Source organism: Marinococcus halophilus (assembly GCF_002265875.1).
GTDB classification, from domain to species: Bacteria; Bacillota; Bacilli; order Bacillales; family Marinococcaceae; genus Marinococcus; species Marinococcus halophilus.
In genome coordinates, this window is sequence record NZ_NPFA01000032.1 from 1 (window position 1) to 16,429 (window position 16,429).

General features: G+C 49.4%; 19 protein-coding genes, 1 tRNA gene and 2 rRNA genes. 19 read left to right on the forward strand and 3 right to left on the reverse strand.

The window, feature by feature from the left end; translation table 11 throughout:
- From rrf (CHL76_RS16105) to tsaD, 11 genes are all read left to right on the forward strand, one after another.
- Nucleotides 1–103 (forward strand): 5S ribosomal RNA (rrf, locus tag CHL76_RS16105); the annotation flags it as partial.
- 106 nt (nucleotides 104–209) lie between these two features.
- Nucleotides 210–938 carry a 5-oxoprolinase subunit PxpB gene (gene pxpB / locus CHL76_RS16110; protein WP_079474139.1) on the forward strand — a complete coding sequence of 243 codons (729 nt, stop codon included), beginning with the start codon at nucleotides 210–212 and terminating at the stop codon, nucleotides 936–938.
- Entirely contained in the window at nucleotides 928–1,692 is a 765-nt protein-coding gene (locus CHL76_RS16115; protein ID WP_094909122.1) for a 5-oxoprolinase subunit PxpA, read from the forward strand. The genes pxpB and CHL76_RS16115 overlap by 11 nt, the downstream gene beginning before the upstream one ends.
- Nucleotides 1,689–2,660 carry a 5-oxoprolinase subunit C family protein gene (locus tag CHL76_RS16120; protein ID WP_094909123.1) on the forward strand — a complete coding sequence of 324 codons (972 nt, stop codon included), beginning with the start codon at nucleotides 1,689–1,691 and terminating at the stop codon, nucleotides 2,658–2,660. The genes CHL76_RS16115 and CHL76_RS16120 overlap by 4 nt, the downstream gene beginning before the upstream one ends.
- A 77-nt stretch (nucleotides 2,661–2,737) precedes the next feature.
- A 5S ribosomal RNA gene (gene rrf / locus CHL76_RS16125) occupies nucleotides 2,738–2,854 on the forward strand.
- A 10-nt stretch (nucleotides 2,855–2,864) separates the two neighbouring features.
- Nucleotides 2,865–2,941, forward strand: a tRNA-Met gene (locus tag CHL76_RS16130).
- A gap of 206 nt (nucleotides 2,942–3,147) precedes the next feature.
- Nucleotides 3,148–4,140, forward strand: coding sequence for a thiamine-phosphate kinase (gene thiL / locus CHL76_RS16135; protein WP_079474142.1), 993 nt, complete (start codon nucleotides 3,148–3,150; stop codon nucleotides 4,138–4,140).
- Between the two features lie 22 nt (nucleotides 4,141–4,162).
- Entirely contained in the window at nucleotides 4,163–4,636 is a 474-nt protein-coding gene (gene tsaE, locus CHL76_RS16140) for a tRNA (adenosine(37)-N6)-threonylcarbamoyltransferase complex ATPase subunit type 1 TsaE (protein ID WP_094909124.1), read from the forward strand.
- Nucleotides 4,617–5,327, forward strand: coding sequence for a tRNA (adenosine(37)-N6)-threonylcarbamoyltransferase complex dimerization subunit type 1 TsaB (gene tsaB / locus CHL76_RS16145; protein ID WP_094909125.1), 711 nt, complete (start codon nucleotides 4,617–4,619; stop codon nucleotides 5,325–5,327). Before tsaE ends, tsaB begins: the two co-directional genes overlap by 20 nt.
- The gene (gene rimI, locus CHL76_RS16150; protein WP_094909126.1) at nucleotides 5,324–5,779 is read left to right on the forward strand and encodes a ribosomal protein S18-alanine N-acetyltransferase; all 456 of its coding nucleotides are present in this window, start codon (nucleotides 5,324–5,326) and stop codon (nucleotides 5,777–5,779) included. The genes tsaB and rimI overlap by 4 nt, the downstream gene beginning before the upstream one ends.
- Complete coding sequence (gene tsaD, locus CHL76_RS16155) at nucleotides 5,772–6,791, forward strand: tRNA (adenosine(37)-N6)-threonylcarbamoyltransferase complex transferase subunit TsaD (RefSeq protein ID WP_079474146.1); 1,020 nt, start codon at nucleotides 5,772–5,774, stop codon at nucleotides 6,789–6,791. Before rimI ends, tsaD begins: the two co-directional genes overlap by 8 nt.
- A gap of 59 nt (nucleotides 6,792–6,850) precedes the next feature.
- On the opposite strand, the gene CHL76_RS16160 is transcribed toward tsaD, so the two are convergent.
- The gene (locus tag CHL76_RS16160) at nucleotides 6,851–8,791 is read right to left on the reverse strand and encodes an ABC-F family ATP-binding cassette domain-containing protein (protein ID WP_094909127.1); all 1,941 of its coding nucleotides are present in this window, start codon (nucleotides 8,789–8,791) and stop codon (nucleotides 6,851–6,853) included.
- Nucleotides 8,792–8,961: 170 nt separating this feature from the next.
- On the opposite strand from CHL76_RS16160, the gene CHL76_RS16165 reads away from it, so the two are divergent.
- On the forward strand, nucleotides 8,962–9,609 hold the full coding sequence (locus CHL76_RS16165) for a redox-sensing transcriptional repressor Rex (protein ID WP_079474148.1): 648 nt from the start codon (nucleotides 8,962–8,964) through the stop codon (nucleotides 9,607–9,609).
- Between the two features lie 68 nt (nucleotides 9,610–9,677).
- Here the strand turns inward: CHL76_RS16165 and CHL76_RS16170 are convergent, their stop codons facing one another.
- Together CHL76_RS16170 and CHL76_RS16175 are read right to left on the reverse strand one after the other, a co-directional pair.
- The gene (locus CHL76_RS16170; RefSeq protein WP_079474149.1) at nucleotides 9,678–9,866 is read right to left on the reverse strand and encodes a DUF4305 domain-containing protein; all 189 of its coding nucleotides are present in this window, start codon (nucleotides 9,864–9,866) and stop codon (nucleotides 9,678–9,680) included.
- A gap of 1 nt (nucleotide 9,867) precedes the next feature.
- Complete coding sequence (locus CHL76_RS16175) at nucleotides 9,868–10,593, reverse strand: CPBP family intramembrane glutamic endopeptidase (protein WP_094909128.1); 726 nt, start codon at nucleotides 10,591–10,593, stop codon at nucleotides 9,868–9,870.
- Nucleotides 10,594–10,938: 345 nt separating this feature from the next.
- On the opposite strand from CHL76_RS16175, the gene groES reads away from it, so the two are divergent.
- The 7 genes from groES to CHL76_RS16210 all read left to right on the forward strand — a co-directional run.
- Complete coding sequence (gene groES, locus CHL76_RS16180; protein ID WP_022794320.1) at nucleotides 10,939–11,223, forward strand: co-chaperone GroES; 285 nt, start codon at nucleotides 10,939–10,941, stop codon at nucleotides 11,221–11,223.
- A gap of 44 nt (nucleotides 11,224–11,267) precedes the next feature.
- Nucleotides 11,268–12,914 (forward strand): chaperonin GroEL, encoded by a 1,647-nt coding sequence (gene groL, locus CHL76_RS16185; RefSeq protein ID WP_079474151.1) that lies wholly within the window; start codon nucleotides 11,268–11,270, stop codon nucleotides 12,912–12,914.
- 419 nt (nucleotides 12,915–13,333) lie between these two features.
- Entirely contained in the window at nucleotides 13,334–14,278 is a 945-nt protein-coding gene (locus CHL76_RS16190) for an Ltp family lipoprotein (RefSeq protein WP_143747482.1), read from the forward strand.
- Between the two features lie 125 nt (nucleotides 14,279–14,403).
- On the forward strand, nucleotides 14,404–15,378 hold the full coding sequence (locus CHL76_RS16195) for a Gfo/Idh/MocA family protein (protein WP_094909129.1): 975 nt from the start codon (nucleotides 14,404–14,406) through the stop codon (nucleotides 15,376–15,378).
- An 87-nt stretch (nucleotides 15,379–15,465) separates the two neighbouring features.
- Entirely contained in the window at nucleotides 15,466–15,810 is a 345-nt protein-coding gene (locus CHL76_RS16200; RefSeq protein ID WP_079474153.1) for an ArsR/SmtB family transcription factor, read from the forward strand.
- A gap of 47 nt (nucleotides 15,811–15,857) precedes the next feature.
- Nucleotides 15,858–16,307: an arsenate reductase (thioredoxin) gene (arsC, locus tag CHL76_RS16205; RefSeq protein WP_094909130.1), complete on the forward strand. Its 450-nt coding sequence runs from the start codon at nucleotides 15,858–15,860 to the stop codon at nucleotides 16,305–16,307.
- A partial coding sequence (locus tag CHL76_RS16210) for an FAD-dependent oxidoreductase (protein ID WP_143747454.1) occupies nucleotides 16,285–16,429 on the forward strand: 145 nt, incomplete at its 3' end. The genes arsC and CHL76_RS16210, both read left to right, overlap by 23 nt.

Below are 16,429 nucleotides of genomic sequence, written 5' to 3' on the forward strand. Positions count from 1 at the left end.
CGAAGAGGTCCCACCCGTTCCCATGCCGAACACGGAAGTTAAGCTCTTCAGCGTTGATGATAGCCGGGGGCTCTCCCCCCGTGAAAGTAGATCGCTGCCGGGCGAGCTAAACCGTTTCCCTTTTCGGAGGGGAGCGGTTTTTTTATATTTTTTTCCTTTTTCTCTATGCTACAATAAACATACTAATCATTAGGAGGGAGAAAGATAATATGAATATTGTTCCTATCGGTGATCATGCCTTAAGTGTGCAATTGGAAAACGTAATTTCTCCCTCCGTAAACCGCAGGGTCCACCGGCTTTATAATGCTTTAAAACAAGAGCAGCCGACTGGGATTATCGAGTGCCTTCCCAGCTACTGTGCCTTAACCGTGTATTATGATCCTTTGAAAATAAAATATGAACGTCTTTGTGAGACAATTGATACTATTTTTTTGCATATGAATGATGAATTGGAAAAAACTATACGAACATATTATCTGCCAGTTTGTTATGACGTATCGCTCGGCCAGGACCTTGAACGACTTGCTGCAGAGAAGGAACTTTCTGTAGAAAAAGTAGTGGAGCTGCACAGCGATGCTGACTATTTTATTTATATGCTGGGTTTTACCCCGGGGTTTCCGTACCTCGGCGGACTGAATGAACGACTCCATACCCCTCGTCTTGAAACACCGAGAGGAAAGGTGGAAGCAGGATCTGTGGGCATTGCCAATGCCCAGACAGGGATATATTCGATTGACAGCCCGGGAGGATGGAACATTATTGGAAAGACTCCGGTGCCTTTATTCAATGTTAATAGTGAAGAACCTGCGCTTCTGGCTCCGGGTCATTTGCTCCGCTTTGAACCTGTGTCTCATAACGAATATATTGAAATTGAAGAGAGTGTCAGTCGCGGTGAATATAGCATCCGTATAGAGGAGGGGCAGACACATGACTATTGATTTAAATTGTGACTTAGGCGAAAGCTACGGCGTTTATACACTTGGGATGGATCAGGAGGTGCTTCCTTTAGTGTCTTCAGCCAATATTGCCTGTGGGGGCCACGCAGGAGATGCAGCAGTGATGGCGCACACTGTTGCTCTTGCTAAACAGTACGGCACGGCGGTTGGAGCGCATCCTGGGTTTTTGGATAAAGAAGGGTTTGGCCGTAGACATATAGCAATGAAGGAAGAAGAAATTTATCAGCTTTGTCTCTATCAGATAGGGGCTCTCCATGCCTTCTGCGTGGCAGAAGGAGTAAAGATGCAGCACGTGAAGCCCCATGGGGCTTTATATAATGCCGCCCTTCGCGATAGTGATGTTGCTAAAGGAGTGGTGCGGGCGGTGAAAGATTTTAATAAAGACCTCCTATTGTTCGCCCCCGTCCATACAGAATTACATGCGCAGGGGGAAAGAGAAGGCTTACAGGTGGTAAAAGAAATATTTGCAGACCGCACGTATGCGGCTGAAGGAACATTGACACCAAGAACAGAGAAGAAGGCGTTCATTGACCAACCTGAAAAAGCTGCAGACCAGGTGCTCGAGGTGCTCCAAAAGGGAACCGTGAGGGCAGTGGATGGTACAGTTGTGGCTATGGAGGCAGATACGGTATGCGTACATGGTGATAACGAACAGGCGGTGCTTTTTATTCAGCATCTGAAAAAGCAGCTTGAGCACCATGGTACCAGGGTGCAGGCAGCGGGGGATCGTATATGAGGCGGACACCTTTCTGTACAGTGCGAAAAGCTGGACTATTTACAACCGTTCAGGACACGGGGCGGAGCGGCTATCAGTATCTTGGCGTCCCGGTATCTGGAGCGATGGATATGTACGCCTTTCAAATAGGAAATGCCTTGTGTGGGAACTACCTGACTGCAGCCGGATTGGAATTGACCTTGATGGGGCCGACCCTGGCGTTTCATGAAGAAGCGGTCATTGCTGTTACAGGCGGAAATTTACAACCGGAAATAAACAACAAAGCCATCCCGATGTGGGCGACAAGAAAGGTTTACGAAGGAGATGAATTGTCCTTTAATGGTCCGGCCCAAGGCGCCCGTGCCTATATTTGTATTGCAGGAGGTATAGATGTGCCGGTGGTTTTAGGGAGCCGGGCGACATATACAAAAGCCGGCATAGGAGGTTTGGAGGGCCGTGAGCTTGAAAGCGGAGACAAGCTGTACCAAGCAGAGGGGCGCCCTGCTCCGACTCCTTTCGAACGGCGGTTGTCTTCTGCACTTGTGCCAGTTTATGAAAAACAGCAGACACTCCGGGTAGTGGAAGGGCCGGAATTTAATCAATTGACAGCGGAGGCTGAACAGATTTTGCTTCAGGAATCCTACGTTGTGACCCAGGAAGCTGACCGAATGGGGATCCGACTTGAGGGAACGGAAGTTTTTATTCAGAAAGATGGCGGCATAATATCGGATGGAGTAGGTTTTGGAACTGTGCAGCTGGCTTCGAACGGCCGGCCGATGGTTCTAATGGCTGACCGACAGACGACGGGAGGCTATGCCCGGGTGTTAAACGTTATTAGTGCTGATTTATCAAAAGCTGCCCAATTGCAGCCAAAGGCTTCTATAAAGTTTGAACGGGTGTCGCTGAAAGAAGCCCACGAGGCTTTTAAACAGCAGCACCGGTCGATTGAAGACGTGTACTTTGCTGTAAATGATAAAAAATGGCGATAAAATATAAAAAACCCCTTGCGTTCATATAACCCACATGGTAAGATAATAATTGTCTTGTTGAGAGACAGTATACATAGTGCGGTGACAACAGCGAAGAGGTCCCACCCGTTCCCATGCCGAACACGGAAGTTAAGCTCTTCAGCGTTGATGATAGCCGGGGGCTCTCCCCCCGTGAAAGTAGATCGTCGCCGCGCTATACCACATCGCGGGATAGAGCAGTCTGGTAGCTCGTCGGGCTCATAACCCGGAGGTCGGAGGTTCAAATCCTCCTCCCGCAACCAATTATACTAATTGATTAAAGCCGGAAAGGCTTTTTTTTATGAAAAAATTTAATCGACGAAGCGGGAAACCAAGCTACCCTTTGTGCTTATGCACTGAGGGTAGTTTTTCGATAAACGGGGTACAGCCTGCTCGTTTACTGTACGCGATTGCAAGAATACGATAAACTGGCAGGAGACTATTATGAGAGATCATTGAGGAGCAGTTTATGCCATACGACGAATTTGACTGGATTAACGAACGAAAACCAACGCAGACCTTTCAGGAGCGCCTTGAGGTAGGAATAGGTGATGATGCCGCGGTCTATCGGCCGATGGCGCAAATGAATGAAATTGTCTGTGTGGATACGATGATTGAAGACGTCCATTTTCGGAAGGATACGATGAATCCGTTTGATATTGGTTTTAAAGCACTGGCTGCAAACATTAGCGATGTCGCTGCGATGGGAGGCGTGCCGCATTTTTACGTGATATCGATTGCGGTAACGCCCGGTTGGTCCGAAGAGGAATTAAACGAACTGTACCGGGGAATGAATGAACTGGGAGCGCGCTATCAGATGGATATGATTGGCGGAGACACGGTATCCTCCCGGCGCGACTTAATGGTGAGTATTACGGTAATCGGAGCAGTGGAAGAAAGACAGCAGCTGCTGCGGAGCGCTGCGGAACCCGGGGACATCGTATTTTTAACAGGACCGGTCGGCATGTCGGCTGCCGGGCTGGAATTACTGCTTGATCGGACAAAGGACGCTGCGTATTCCGAACGGGAAAAATCGTTGATTGCCTATCATCAGCGTCCGGTACCTCAGGTGGAAGCAGGGCGTCTGTTGGTGGAATACGGTGGCCGCATCGCTTTAAATGATATCAGTGATGGCCTTGCGAGCGAATGCTTTGAAATTGCGGAAGCGAGCAGTGTTTCGATAGAACTGGACTTTTCCGGACTTCCCGTGCATGCAGCCATGAAGCCTCTGGAAGTCCAGACAATGAAAAAGCATATGTTTTACGGTGGAGAGGATTTTGAGCTGGTCGGAACAGTAGCTTCATCAGAGTGGGAAAAGCTGAGAGAACAATTCTGGAACGCCGGGATGCCATTATATGCCATTGGAAAGGTTTCAGAAGGAAACGGACAGGTCATCCTGCAGGAAAACGGCTCCCGTACGAAGCTGCAAAAATCCGGCTACAATCATTTTCGTTCATCATAAGCAGCAGAAAGGAAGAAACGATATGACAGAGTGGGTCATCGACACTTCTTCCCCCGGGGAAACAGCAGCGTGGGGAGAGCTTTTAGGCCGGCAGGCGGAAACAGATGAGAAAATATGGCTGCTTGGCAGCCTCGGAGCAGGAAAAACACATTTTGCCAAAGGCTTTGCCAGAGGCCTTGGTGTTACCGCGATGGTAAACAGCCCAAGCTTTACAATCGTTAAAGAATACGAAGGAAGGCTGCCATTGTTTCATATTGATCTTTACCGTCTTTCAGAGGAAGAAGCAGAGGAAATCGGGATTGAGGAATACTTTGAGGCAGGCGGAGTTTCGCTTCTAGAATGGCCGATCCGCCTGGAACAATGGCCGGAGGACCGCCTGGAGGTAGAGATACAATATACCGGGGAGACGAGCAGGCAATTGACCTTGAAGGCCGTGGGCGAGCGGTGGAAGGAAAAGATGAAGGAGTTGCAGAACGATGAAAATGCTCGCAATTGACACCTCAACGCATGTGTTGGGCATTGCCCTTGCAGATGAACAAAAAATCCTCGGGGAGTACACCACCAATATTAGAAAAAACCATTCCATCCGTCTGATGCCGGCTGTGGAATCACTGATGAAAGAGAGCGGGACAGCTCCGGGTGATTTGGAGGCAATAGCGGTGACTACCGGTCCGGGATCATACACCGGAGTGCGCATAGGAGTAACGACGGCTAAATCGATGGCCTGGGCTTTAAATATCCCTCTTTATCCTGTGTCGACCCTGCAGATGTTTGCCCAAAACGGTCTCGGATTTCCTGGCCTCGTTTCTCCACTGATAGATGCGCGCAGAAATCAGGTATATACCGCGGTGTTTTCCGGAGAAACGACAAAAAATATCGTGGAACGCCAGGCCGATGATCAAATCATTCTGCTTTCGGAATGGCTCGGGATGCTCGACCAACGGCAGGAAAACGTTTTGTTTGTCGGAGAAGATACAGATACCCGGCGGCCGTTGATCCAGGAACAACTCGGCAGCCGGGCAGTATTTGCGGATTGGGCGGAGCAGACCCCACGGCCTGCAGAAATCATCCGTGTCGCGCGAACTATCGGAGAGCCAAGGGAAGCTCATGCGGTAGTCCCGGAATACGCCCAGCTTGCCGAAGCGGAAAAAAACTGGCAGAAAACCCAAAGTGGGAGATCCGAATGAAAGCAGAAATAATGATCCGTTTGATGAGCACCGACGATATCGATAACGTAATGGAAGTAGAGCATAACGCTTTTTCGATGCCGTGGAGCCGGCGGGCGTTTGAAAACGAGATGTATAACAACCAGTTTGCCCATTATCTGGTGGCAGAAGTCGATGGCAAAATTGTCGGCTACTGCGGGGTATGGATTGTCATCGATGAAGCTCATGTGACAAACATTGCGGTACACTCGCGCTACCGCGGCCGGAAAATTGGGCAGGAGCTGCTGGCCAATTTGATGGAACTGGCCTACACGTACGGCGCCCGGACGATGACGCTCGAGGTGCGTGAAACCAATGAAACCGCCCGGAACCTGTACGATAAATTTGGGTTTGTGCCTGGCGGCGTTCGAAAAAACTATTATATGGATAATAATGAAAATGCGATAGTAATGTGGGTGAATATGAATGAATGAGCATGAACCAATAGATATTCTGGCTGTGGAAACGAGCTGTGACGAAACAGCTGCTGCGGTGATCAGAAACGGCACGGAGATTCTGTCCAATGTCGTTCTCTCCCAGATGAAAAGCCATAAACGCTTTGGCGGAGTTGTGCCGGAGGTCGCTTCGAGACATCACGCGGAATCCATCACTCAGGTAATGGAGCAGGCGCTCGAGGAAGCTGATAGTACATTTTCTGATTTATCCGCCGTGGCGGTTACAGAAGGGCCCGGACTTGTGGGAGCGCTTCTTGTGGGGGTAAATGCTGCGAAGGCGACAGCGTACGCAAAGGGACTGCCGCTGATCGGCGTCCACCATATAGCCGGCCATATCCAGGCGACCCGGCTGGAGGCAGAGTGGGAATATCCTGCGCTTGCGCTCGTTGTTTCCGGCGGTCACACGGAGCTTGTACTGATCAGGGAAGAAGGACAGTACGAACTGCTGGGCCAGACGAGAGATGATGCAGTTGGGGAAGCATATGACAAAGTTGCACGCACGCTCGGCCTGCCGTATCCTGGAGGACCGGAGCTCGATAAGCTGGCTAAGACGGGCGATCCATCTGTACCGCTTCCTGTGGCTTGGCTGGAGGAGGGGTCCTATGATTTCAGCTTCAGCGGCTTGAAATCAGCTGTCATGAATACGCTCCACAACGCTCGCCAGCGCGGAGAAGAATGGGCACCGGAAGACGTCGCGGCGAGCTTCCAGCAGAGCGTTATTACCGTGCTGACGGAAAAAACAGCCCGGGCGGCAGCGGCCTGTGAGGCGAAGCAGGTAATGGTTGTAGGCGGTGTGGCAGCCAATAGCGGCCTGCGGGCAGCAATGAAAGAGAAGTTCGAAGAAAGCGGCGTTAAGCTGCAGATTCCGCCGCTGCATTTATGTACTGATAATGCGGCCATGATCGGTGCTGCCGCCTATATCAACTGGAAAAAGGGAAACTTTTCCAGCATGGATTTAAACGGCGTGCCCGGCCTGCCGCTCCATATGTAACAAAAAGCCCGTGGCCTCAGTAGAAGAGGTCACGGGCTTTGCTGTGTAAAGGGAATGATCTAGGAACTGGATTCTTCAAGCTGCAGCTCTTCCCATTCTTCCATCAGCTGGTCGAGCTCGCTTCTTAATTCGTTAATCGACGACTGATAACCAGCTGCCTTTTCATGGTCTTCATATACGTCAGGTTCGAAGAGAGCAGCTTCCTGCTCCTCGACGAGCTGTTCCTTGGCTTCAATATCCTGTTCAATCTGTTCAATGCGGCGCTGCCGCTTGCGGGCCTCACGCTTGGCTGCTTTGTCGTCTGCAAATGAAGATTTTGCTGCCCCGGTGTCTTCAGGCTTTGGCCCTTCACGCTCAGCCTGGAGCGCCGCTTTTTCCCGTTCTTCTTCCTTTTTGAACAGATAATAGTCATAATCCCCGATGTAGTTGCGGACATCGCCATTTCCCATTTCAAGGATACGGGTTGCAATCCGGTTCAGAAAATACCGGTCGTGGGAAACAAACAAAATGGTGCCTGGATAATCAATCAGGGCGTCTTCAAGCACTTCCTTGCTGTCAAGATCGAGATGGTTGGTCGGCTCGTCGAGCAGCAGAAAATTCGACTTCTGCATCATCATCTTGGCAAGCGAAAGGCGCGCTTTTTCCCCGCCGCTTAAGTCAGATACCTGCTTCAGCACGTCCTCACCGGTAAATAAAAACTGGCCAAGCACCGTGCGGATGTCTTTTTCGTTTTCAAGCGGATATTCGTCCCACAGCTCCTGCAACACGGTTTTGCCTGAATTCAGTTCGGCCTGCTGCTGGTCGTAATAGCCAAGGTCTACTTTACTTCCGAGCTGAATATGGCCTGCATCCGGCTCAAGCTCTCCCTTGATCGTTTTTAAAAAGGTACTTTTGCCCGTCCCGTTCGGTCCGATCAGCGCGATGCTCTCGCCACGCTGGGCCCGGACATTTAAATGCTCGAAGACGGGCGCCTTGTCACCAAAGCGGAAGGTAAGGTCTTCTGCTTTTAGTACATCGTTGCCGCTCTGCCGGTCAATGTCGAAGCGCAGGGAGGCAGATTTGCCGTCCCGCTGCGGTTTGTCGAGCTTATCCATTTTTTCGAGCTTTTTCCGCCGGCTCTGGGCCCGTTTTGTCGTAGAGGCGCGCACAATATTTTTCTGCACAAAGTCTTCAAGCTCGGCAATTTCCTTCTGCTGCTTTTCATAGGCCTGCATTTCCTGTTCAAACAGTTCCGCCCGTTTTTCCTGAAAGGTACTGTAGTTGCCGTAAAATAAGCGGGCTTTTTTATGAATGATTTCATACACCTTCGTCACGATCTGGTCCAGAAAATACCGGTCGTGGGAGACGATCAGGACAGCACCCGGATAGCTGCTTAAATACTGTTCGAGCCAGCGGAGGGTATCCATATCCAAATGGTTGGTCGGCTCGTCAAGAATCAGGAGATCGGGCCGGGACAGCAGCAGTTTGCCAAGGGCAAGTCGGGTCTTCTGGCCGCCGCTCAGTGACTGCACCGGTGTGTCGAGAGAGAAGCTGCCAAAGCCAAGGCCGGCAAGCACCGTGCGGATGTCGGATTCATAGCGGTAGCCGCCGCGGGCTTCGAATTCCTGCTGGCGCTGATCGTAATCGGCCATTAGCTTTTCATAGGCTCTGGCGTCATCAATAATGTCGGGCTCAGCCATTCTCGCCTCCATGCGGCGCAGCTCGGCTTCAGCTTTTTGAAGGTGGGTAAAAACATCGAGCATTTCATCCCACATGGTTTTATCGCTGTTCAATCCGGTATGCTGCTCAAGGTATCCGAATGTCGTGCCTTTTGGCATCGTGACGGAGCCGGAATCATACGAGGATTCGCCAGCAAGAATTTTCAGAAGGGTGGATTTGCCGGCCCCGTTGTTGCCGACCAGGGCGACCCGCTCGCCTTCCTTGACTTCAAGTTTTATTTGATCAAGTACGGTTTCTGCCCCAAAAGACTTGGTGACAGCCGAACATTGAAGTAAAATCATATTTATATAGCTCCTTTAATTACAACTCTGATAATATCAGTGTATCGTACTTTTCCGTGAAACGCGAAACAGGATAAGTCTCGTGCATGACAAGCGTTTCGGTACGTTTTCACGGGGACACATGCTATACTGTCTACAGACGATGACAATACATTTAGGTGGAAATAACTATGAATACAGACCAGCAAAAAATTCCGCAGGCAACCGCAAAGCGGCTGCCCCTATATTATCGATTTCTAGAAAGCCTGTATGCAACAGGCAAAACCCGCGTTTCTTCAACGGAGTTGAGCGAGGCGGTGAAAGTGGACTCGGCAACGATCCGCCGGGATTTTTCGTATTTCGGTGCCCTCGGCAAAAAAGGCTACGGCTATAACGTCCAGTATCTGCTGTCGTTTTTTCGGAAAACCCTGGACCAGGACGAGGCAACGGACGTCGTGCTTCTTGGTGTCGGGAATCTCGGCAAAGCGCTGCTTCGCTATAATTTCTCCAAAAATGAAAACACCCGGATTGTGGCTGCATTTGATATTAATAAGGATATGGTGGGCGAGCAGATTGGAAATGTGCCGGTGTATCACACCGACGATCTGGCAGAAAAGCTTGAAGAACATAACGTGTCCGTAGCGATGCTCACGGTGCCATCCGCCGCCGCCCAGACAACTGGAGAAAAGCTGGTGGAGGCAGGCATCAGCGGTATTTTAAATTTCACGCCGGCACGTTTATCCGTGCCGGCATCTGTACGCGTGCATCATATCGATCTTGCCATCGAGCTGCAGACGCTCGTGTATTTTCTGAAAAATTATCCGCTGGACAGCGAATAGGGCTGCCGGGGGAAGACGTATATTAATCTATTAAAAAGGGACCGCCGAATACTGGCTGGTCCCTTTTGCTATTTCTTTTTGTTCTGCTCTGCCATGAGGCGCAGATAGTTGAAGCCCATAACGAAGTCATAGGCAGCAAAGGCGGCAAGCAGAATACTCCAGAATGACCAGGAGGACTCGCTGACGGAAAAATACGTAAACATCAGCAGCACTCCGCCCAGCACAAAGTAAAAAAGGGCAGCGGTGGAAGCTTTCATATTACATCAACCCCTGAACAAGCAGAATGAGTGCACTCTCGGCTTCACGCATAATACGCTCAATTTCATCCTGAAACAGTACCTGAATGCCAACCACAAACGCGTTCATGACAGAGTGAACGATAATCGGCACAATGATCCGTCCGGTTTTAACATACAAATAAGCAAACACAAAGCCGATCATGGTATAAACGAGCAGGTGCGTAAAATCCAAATGCACAGCAGCAAATATCAAAGAGCTGATGATGGCGGCAACGAAAAAGTTTGTGCGCTTGTACAGGGAGCCAAATATAGCTTTACGGAATACAAGCTCTTCAAGAATCGGGCCGATCACCGCCACGATAATTACAAAGGCTGGCATGCTGTTAACGAGCTCGATAATCTGCGCCGTATTTTCGGAGGCTGAATCAATGCCGAGCAGGTTCTGCTCAATCAAGCCGGCAACAATCTGACCGGCGTAGGCAAGGGCAAAGCCGATGAAAATCCAGGCAGTAGCGTTGGGCCATGGCATCTTCGGTTTATTAAACGCGAGCTGTTGGCCGCGTTCCGGGATTAACAAAATCAAAATGACAATTAAAGCGGTAATAAAGCTTGCAAAAATCCAGAAGTATGAAGCCTGCTGGGCGGAATCAAAGCTGCCTATAGCTAAAAGAGCCGGAACGGCAACGATGCCCGAGAGCTGCATAAGTACGTAAATGATAACAATGCTCCAGTAACGTGCGGCCATGGAAGGAAATCACTCCTAATCTTCGGTTAAATCTGTGTTAGAACGCTCCTATTGTATCACAGGTCTCTGCAGGAATAATAAAGAGAGCAACTGCGAATTTATGACAATTTTCAAATAGAAGGTTAACAAAGAGAGCAGCAGGGAATGTGAATGCAGGTGCCATCAAGCACCGGAGTGGGAAAAGACAGAAAAAATTTTCGGTTCCCTCTTGCAAACAAAGCCCAGGTTGATTAATATAATAATTGGGTTTAGCACTCGGGTTTAATGAGTGCTAACAAAATGGTGTTACTGTCGTTTCCGTTACATATAACGGACGATGAAAATATTCTAAGGAGGTTGTTTTCCTTGTTAAAGCCTTTAGGTGATCGACTCGTACTCGAACAAGTGGAATCAGAAGAAAAAACTGCTGGCGGTATTGTGCTGCCGGACTCCGCCCAGGAGAAACCACAGGAAGGACGCGTGGTGGCTGTTGGTTCCGGAGCTTTAAAAGACAACGGTGAACGCGTAACGCCGGAAGTAAGCGAAGGCGATATCGTCGTTTATTCGAAGTTTGCAGGCACAGAAGTAAAATACGACGGCAAAGAATATTTGATCGTTCGCGAAAGCGACATCCTCGCGGTAGTTCAGTAATCAGCTTCATTTCGAAATCAATATTTCATTAGGAGGATTTCATCATGGCTAAAGATATTAAGTTTAGTGAAAATGGCCGCCGCGCGATGCTCCGCGGTGTGGACGAACTGGCAAACGCTGTAAAAGTAACGCTTGGACCGAAAGGCCGTAACGTTGTTTTGGAGAAAAAGTTCGGTTCCCCGCTTATCACCAATGACGGTGTAACCATCGCCAAAGAAATCGAACTCGAAGATAACTTTGAAAATATGGGTGCGCAGCTTGTATCCGAAGTTGCCAGCAAAACGAACGACATTGCCGGTGACGGTACGACTACAGCAACCGTGCTCGCCCAGGCAATGATTCAGGAAGGCCTGAAAAACGTTACGTCCGGTGCGAACCCAATGGGTATCCGCCGCGGTATGGAGAACGCGACCAAGGTAGCGGTCGAGGAACTCCGTAACGTCAGCAAGCCAATTGAAGGCAAAGAATCTATCACACAGGTCGGTGCTATTTCCGCAGGCTCTGAAGAAATCGGCCAGATCATTGCAGAAGCGATGGAGCGCGTAGGAAACGACGGCGTTATCACAGTCGAAGAATCCCGCGGCCTTGAAACAGAGCTTGAAGTTGTGGAAGGTATGCAGTTTGACCGCGGCTATGCTTCCCCTTACATGGTTTCCGACAATGAATCCATGACTGCAGAGCTCGATAATCCGTACATCTTAATTACGGACAAGAAGCTTACAAACATCCAGGAAGTACTTCCGCTGCTTGAACAGGTTGTACAGCAGAACCGTCCAATCCTCATCATCGCAGAAGATGTGGAAGGCGAAGCGCTGGCAACACTCGTTGTTAACAAGCTGCGCGGCACATTCAACGCAGTAGCAGTGAAAGCACCAGGCTTTGGCGACCGTCGTAAAGCAATGCTTGAAGATATTGCTACACTTACCGGTGGTACGGTCATTACAGAAGATGTAGGTCTTGACCTGAAAACAGCGACAATTGATCAGCTCGGTCACGCTAACAAAATCACGATCGATAAAGACAACACAACGATCGTAGAAGGAAGCGGCGATCCGCAGACGATCAGCGCACGTGTTACACAGCTTCGTACGCAGATGGAAGAAACGACTTCCGAATTCGACCGTGAAAAACTTCAGGAGCGCCTCGCGAAGCTTGCCGGCGGCGTAGCCGTTGTTAAAGTCGGCGCAGCTTCTGAAACGGAAATGAAAGAGCGCAAGCTCCGCATCGAAGACGCCCTCAGCTCTACACGCGCAGCGGTAGAAGAAGGCATTGTCTCCGGCGGCGGTACCGCGCTGATGAACGTCTACAAAAAAGTAGAAGAAGAAATGAACAACACAACAGGCGACGAAGCAACCGGCGTAAAAATTGTTCTCCGTGCCCTCGAAGAACCACTCCGTCAGATTGCTCATAACGCAGGCCTTGAAGGCTCCGTTATCGTTGAGCGCCTGAAAACAGAAGCAGTTGGACACGGCTACAACGCAGCGACCGGCGAATGGGTAAACATGATTGACGCAGGCATTGTCGATCCTACAAAAGTTACCCGCTCCGCGCTGCAAAACGCATCGTCCGTATCCTCCATGTTCCTGACAACCGAAGCAGTTATCGCCGATATCCCAGAAGAAAATGGCGGCGGTGCCGGCGGCGGCATGCCAGACATGGGTGGAATGGGCGGAATGGGCGGCATGATGTAGGGCCAACAGGATTTTGGTCACCCGGACGGCTGCGACAGGACGTCGCGGCTTGCGTCCGGGCTCCGCTCAATCCTATGCTATAACCCAGTTTTAATGAAAATGAGCAGAATGCTAATATTTTGCTAACATTTGAATAGAATTTACTTTAAGCTTCTCATGAGTTCACTGAACTTGTGGGAAGCTTTTTATGGTTTTTGTTCATGTGAACGCAAAGGTGATTGCCCGTTAAGCAACCAATCCAATCACTAATAAAGCAAATGGGAAATTCGAAGAATCCGTTAATTGTAAATTTCCCAATAATCTTTTCAGACCCTCTATTCGATGCAGACAAAATCATATAAAGGTGATTCTGCACTGTATTGCCAGCTTTACTTTACCATGATAAAATGTAACCAATATATGTAAAAGGAGGGATTTTAATGAGGTATAAAGAAAAGAAAAAATGGTATCAGCGGATTCCGGGGTATCGTTCCGGGGTGAAGTGGAAGATGATTACAGCTTCTATTATTTATGCTTTAATTTTATTTGTTATACTAATTCCAACCGATTCTTCTACAGAAATAGCCGGTGAAAATACTGCGGACGATGCTACAGAATTAGAAGCAGAAGATGCTACAGCAGCTACGGATAAGCAAAAGAATAACGAAGAGAAAGAAAAACAGAAAGCGAAGGAAGAGCGTGAGGCTGAGGAAGAGGCCGAGCAGGAAGCTAAGGAAGAGGAAGAGCGCCAGGCTGAAGAAGCCGAGCGGGAAGCAAAGGAAGAGGAGGAGCGCCAGGCTGAAGAAGCCGAGCGGGAAGCAAAGGAAGAGGAGGAGCGCCAGGCTGAAGAAGCCGAGCGGGAAGCAAGGGAAGAGGAAGAACGCCAGGCTGAAGAGGAAGCTGAGCGGGAAGCCATGGAAGAGGAAGAGCGTCAGGCTGAAGAAGAATCCAGCAGATCTGCTTCCCAGGAGCAGGCACTGAGTCAGGCTCAGAGCTACCTGGACTATACGGCCTTTTCTAAATCAGGGTTGATCGAGCAATTGGAATATGAGGGCTTTAGCACAGAAGATGCAACATATGCTGTGGAAAACATCACAGTGGACTGGGAGGAGCAGGCGGTCAGCCAGGCTCAGGATTATCTGGAGTACACCGCATTCTCTGAATCAGGATTGATTGAGCAACTAGAGTATGACGGTTTCAGTTCATCGGAAGCGGCTCATGGTGTGGCAAATGTCTCAGTGGAATGGCAGGAACAGGCGGTGCTTCAGGCAGAGGATTATCTGGAGTACAGCTCTTTTTCAAGACAGGGCTTGATTGATCAACTGACCTTTGAAGGTTTCAGCACAGAGCATGCCACCTATGCTGCCGGCCAGGTTGGTTTGTAATAGACATATTAATTTTAAGGGAACAGCAAAAGCTGCTCCCTTTATTCATAGGCAATGGCTTTTACATTAAAATGGTATAAAAGAATGTTGAATAGACAAATGAATTTCATTTGGGAGGAAACGCTATGAAAAACATACGATGGGGCATTATAGGGTGCGGTAACGTGACAGAAGTGAAAAGCGGTCCCGCCTTTCAGCTGGCTGAAAACAGCTCCCTGCAGGCGGTAATGAGAAGAAATGGAGAAAAAGCGCAGGATTATGCACAACGTCACGGGGTTCCCAGCTGGTACGATAAAGCGGAGGATCTTATCCACGACAACGAAGTGGATGCCGTTTATATTGCGACGCCGCCTTCCTCGCACAGGGAGTATACGATCATGGCTGCCGACGCAGGGAAGCCAGTATATGTGGAAAAACCAATGGCAGGCAGCACAGACGAATGTGCAGAAATGATAAAAGCCTGTGAAAATAACGGTGTACCGTTGTTTGTTGCCTACTATAGAAGATCTCTTCCGCGTTTTCGAAAGGTGAAAGAGCTGCTGGATGCCGGAAGCATTGGAGAGGTGCGGTTTGCTTCTATTCAGCAGACCCAGCCCATCGTTCAAAAAGATGAAAACGGCGAATGGCCGTGGAGGGTAAACCCTGAAAAGAGCGGTGCAGGTCTATTCTACGACGTAGGCTCTCATACGCTGGATCTCTTTGATTACCTGCTCGGTCCTTTAAGCGATGTAAAGGGTTCTGCGGTCAATCTGGCTGATGCCTATCCGGCTGAAGACACGGTAAGCGGCACATGGAAATTTGAAAGCGGAGCTGTCGGGATAGGTGTATGGAATTTTTCTTCCTATAATAAAGAAGACGATAACCGCATTGTTGGCACAAAAGGGGAAATAACGTTCTCGACGTTTGACGATAAGCCAATTATCCTTCTGAACGAAGCCGGCGAAGAGTCTGTTTATATCGAGCATCCCAAGCATATTCAGTATTACCATATTCAATCTATTATTGATGAACTGCTTGGAAGGGGCACCTGTCCAAGCACTGGCAAAACGGCTTTCCGTACTAATCAGGTAATGGAGGAATTAGTCAAAGAATATTATTAAAAGGTCTTCGCTAAGTGTTATTTATTGACGTTTGGCGAACTTTATATTAGCATATGCTTATATAATAAAACGATGGTAGGTGAACGTATGGAAAAGATTAAACCGGAAATTAAAGACACTGCTTCTGTGCTGAAGCTTTTGGGCGATAACACCCGTCTTTCCATTGTCAGCCTTGTACAAAACCATGAATGCTGCGTATGTGAATTCGTGGAGCTTCTGGATATGTCGCAGTCATCGGTGAGCCAGCACCTCCGAAAGCTCCGGGACGCCGGTCTTGTTAAAGAGCAGCGGAAGGGCCACTGGATTTTTTATTCGTTTAACCGGGAGCACCCTTCTGCAGAAATGGTGGAGGACATACTCCAGCATGTACCGGATCAAAACGAAAAGCTGCAGCAGCTGGAACGGGACGGCCTGCGCATTAATTGCGACTGAGGATCATCACCACTGGAATTAATATTTTGTGAAATGAGGATGCAGTAATGAGTAAAAAGAAATTGTATTTTTTATGTACAGGTAATTCCTGCCGCAGCCAGATGGCTGAAGGCTTCGGCCGTTATTTCCTGGGAAATGACTGGGAGGTCCGTAGTGCCGGTATCGAAGCCCACGGCCTTAATCCAAATGCGGTCGAAGCCATGAACGAAGTCGACATCGATATTTCCACGCAGGAGTCGAGCATGATCGATCCGGAGTATTTAAACAATGCGGACATGGTGGTTACGCTTTGCGGGGATGCTAACGACAAGTGTCCAATGACCCCTTCGCACGTCACGAGGGAGCACTGGGGCTTTGATGACCCGGCAAAAGCAGAGGGTACAGAGGAAGAACGCTGGGCGGTTTTCCAGCGCGTACGTGATGAAATTAAAAACCGTATTCAAAAATTTGCAGAAGAAGGAAAGGAGTCGTTTTATGACGGAAGAACGAATTTATGATGTGATTATCGCGGGTGCCGGCCCGGCCGGCATGACGGCGGCCGTGTACGCCTCGCGGGCGGAAATGGATACGCTCATGCTTGAGCGCGGCGTGCCCGGCGGGCAGATGGCCAACACCGAGG

Coding starts and splice junctions, on each gene's coding strand:
- thiL (WP_079474142.1), top strand. CDS start 3,148: ATGCCATACGACGAATTTGACTGGATTAACGAACGAAAACCAACGCAG.
- CHL76_RS16120 (WP_094909123.1), top strand. CDS start 1,689: ATGAGGCGGACACCTTTCTGTACAGTGCGAAAAGCTGGACTATTTACA.
- CHL76_RS16175 (WP_094909128.1), bottom strand. CDS start 10,593: ATGGCCGCACGTTACTGGAGCATTGTTATCATTTACGTACTTATGCAG.
- CHL76_RS16160 (WP_094909127.1), bottom strand. CDS start 8,791: ATGATTTTACTTCAATGTTCGGCTGTCACCAAGTCTTTTGGGGCAGAA.
- CHL76_RS16115 (WP_094909122.1), top strand. CDS start 928: ATGACTATTGATTTAAATTGTGACTTAGGCGAAAGCTACGGCGTTTAT.
- CHL76_RS16165 (WP_079474148.1), top strand. CDS start 8,962: ATGAATACAGACCAGCAAAAAATTCCGCAGGCAACCGCAAAGCGGCTG.
- CHL76_RS16190 (WP_143747482.1), top strand. CDS start 13,334: ATGAGGTATAAAGAAAAGAAAAAATGGTATCAGCGGATTCCGGGGTAT.
- CHL76_RS16195 (WP_094909129.1), top strand. CDS start 14,404: ATGAAAAACATACGATGGGGCATTATAGGGTGCGGTAACGTGACAGAA.
- CHL76_RS16200 (WP_079474153.1), top strand. CDS start 15,466: ATGGAAAAGATTAAACCGGAAATTAAAGACACTGCTTCTGTGCTGAAG.
- tsaE (WP_094909124.1), top strand. CDS start 4,163: ATGACAGAGTGGGTCATCGACACTTCTTCCCCCGGGGAAACAGCAGCG.
- tsaB (WP_094909125.1), top strand. CDS start 4,617: ATGAAAATGCTCGCAATTGACACCTCAACGCATGTGTTGGGCATTGCC.
- pxpB (WP_079474139.1), top strand. CDS start 210: ATGAATATTGTTCCTATCGGTGATCATGCCTTAAGTGTGCAATTGGAA.
- arsC (WP_094909130.1), top strand. CDS start 15,858: ATGAGTAAAAAGAAATTGTATTTTTTATGTACAGGTAATTCCTGCCGC.
- groL (WP_079474151.1), top strand. CDS start 11,268: ATGGCTAAAGATATTAAGTTTAGTGAAAATGGCCGCCGCGCGATGCTC.
- CHL76_RS16170 (WP_079474149.1), bottom strand. CDS start 9,866: ATGAAAGCTTCCACCGCTGCCCTTTTTTACTTTGTGCTGGGCGGAGTG.
- rimI (WP_094909126.1), top strand. CDS start 5,324: ATGAAAGCAGAAATAATGATCCGTTTGATGAGCACCGACGATATCGAT.
- tsaD (WP_079474146.1), top strand. CDS start 5,772: ATGAATGAGCATGAACCAATAGATATTCTGGCTGTGGAAACGAGCTGT.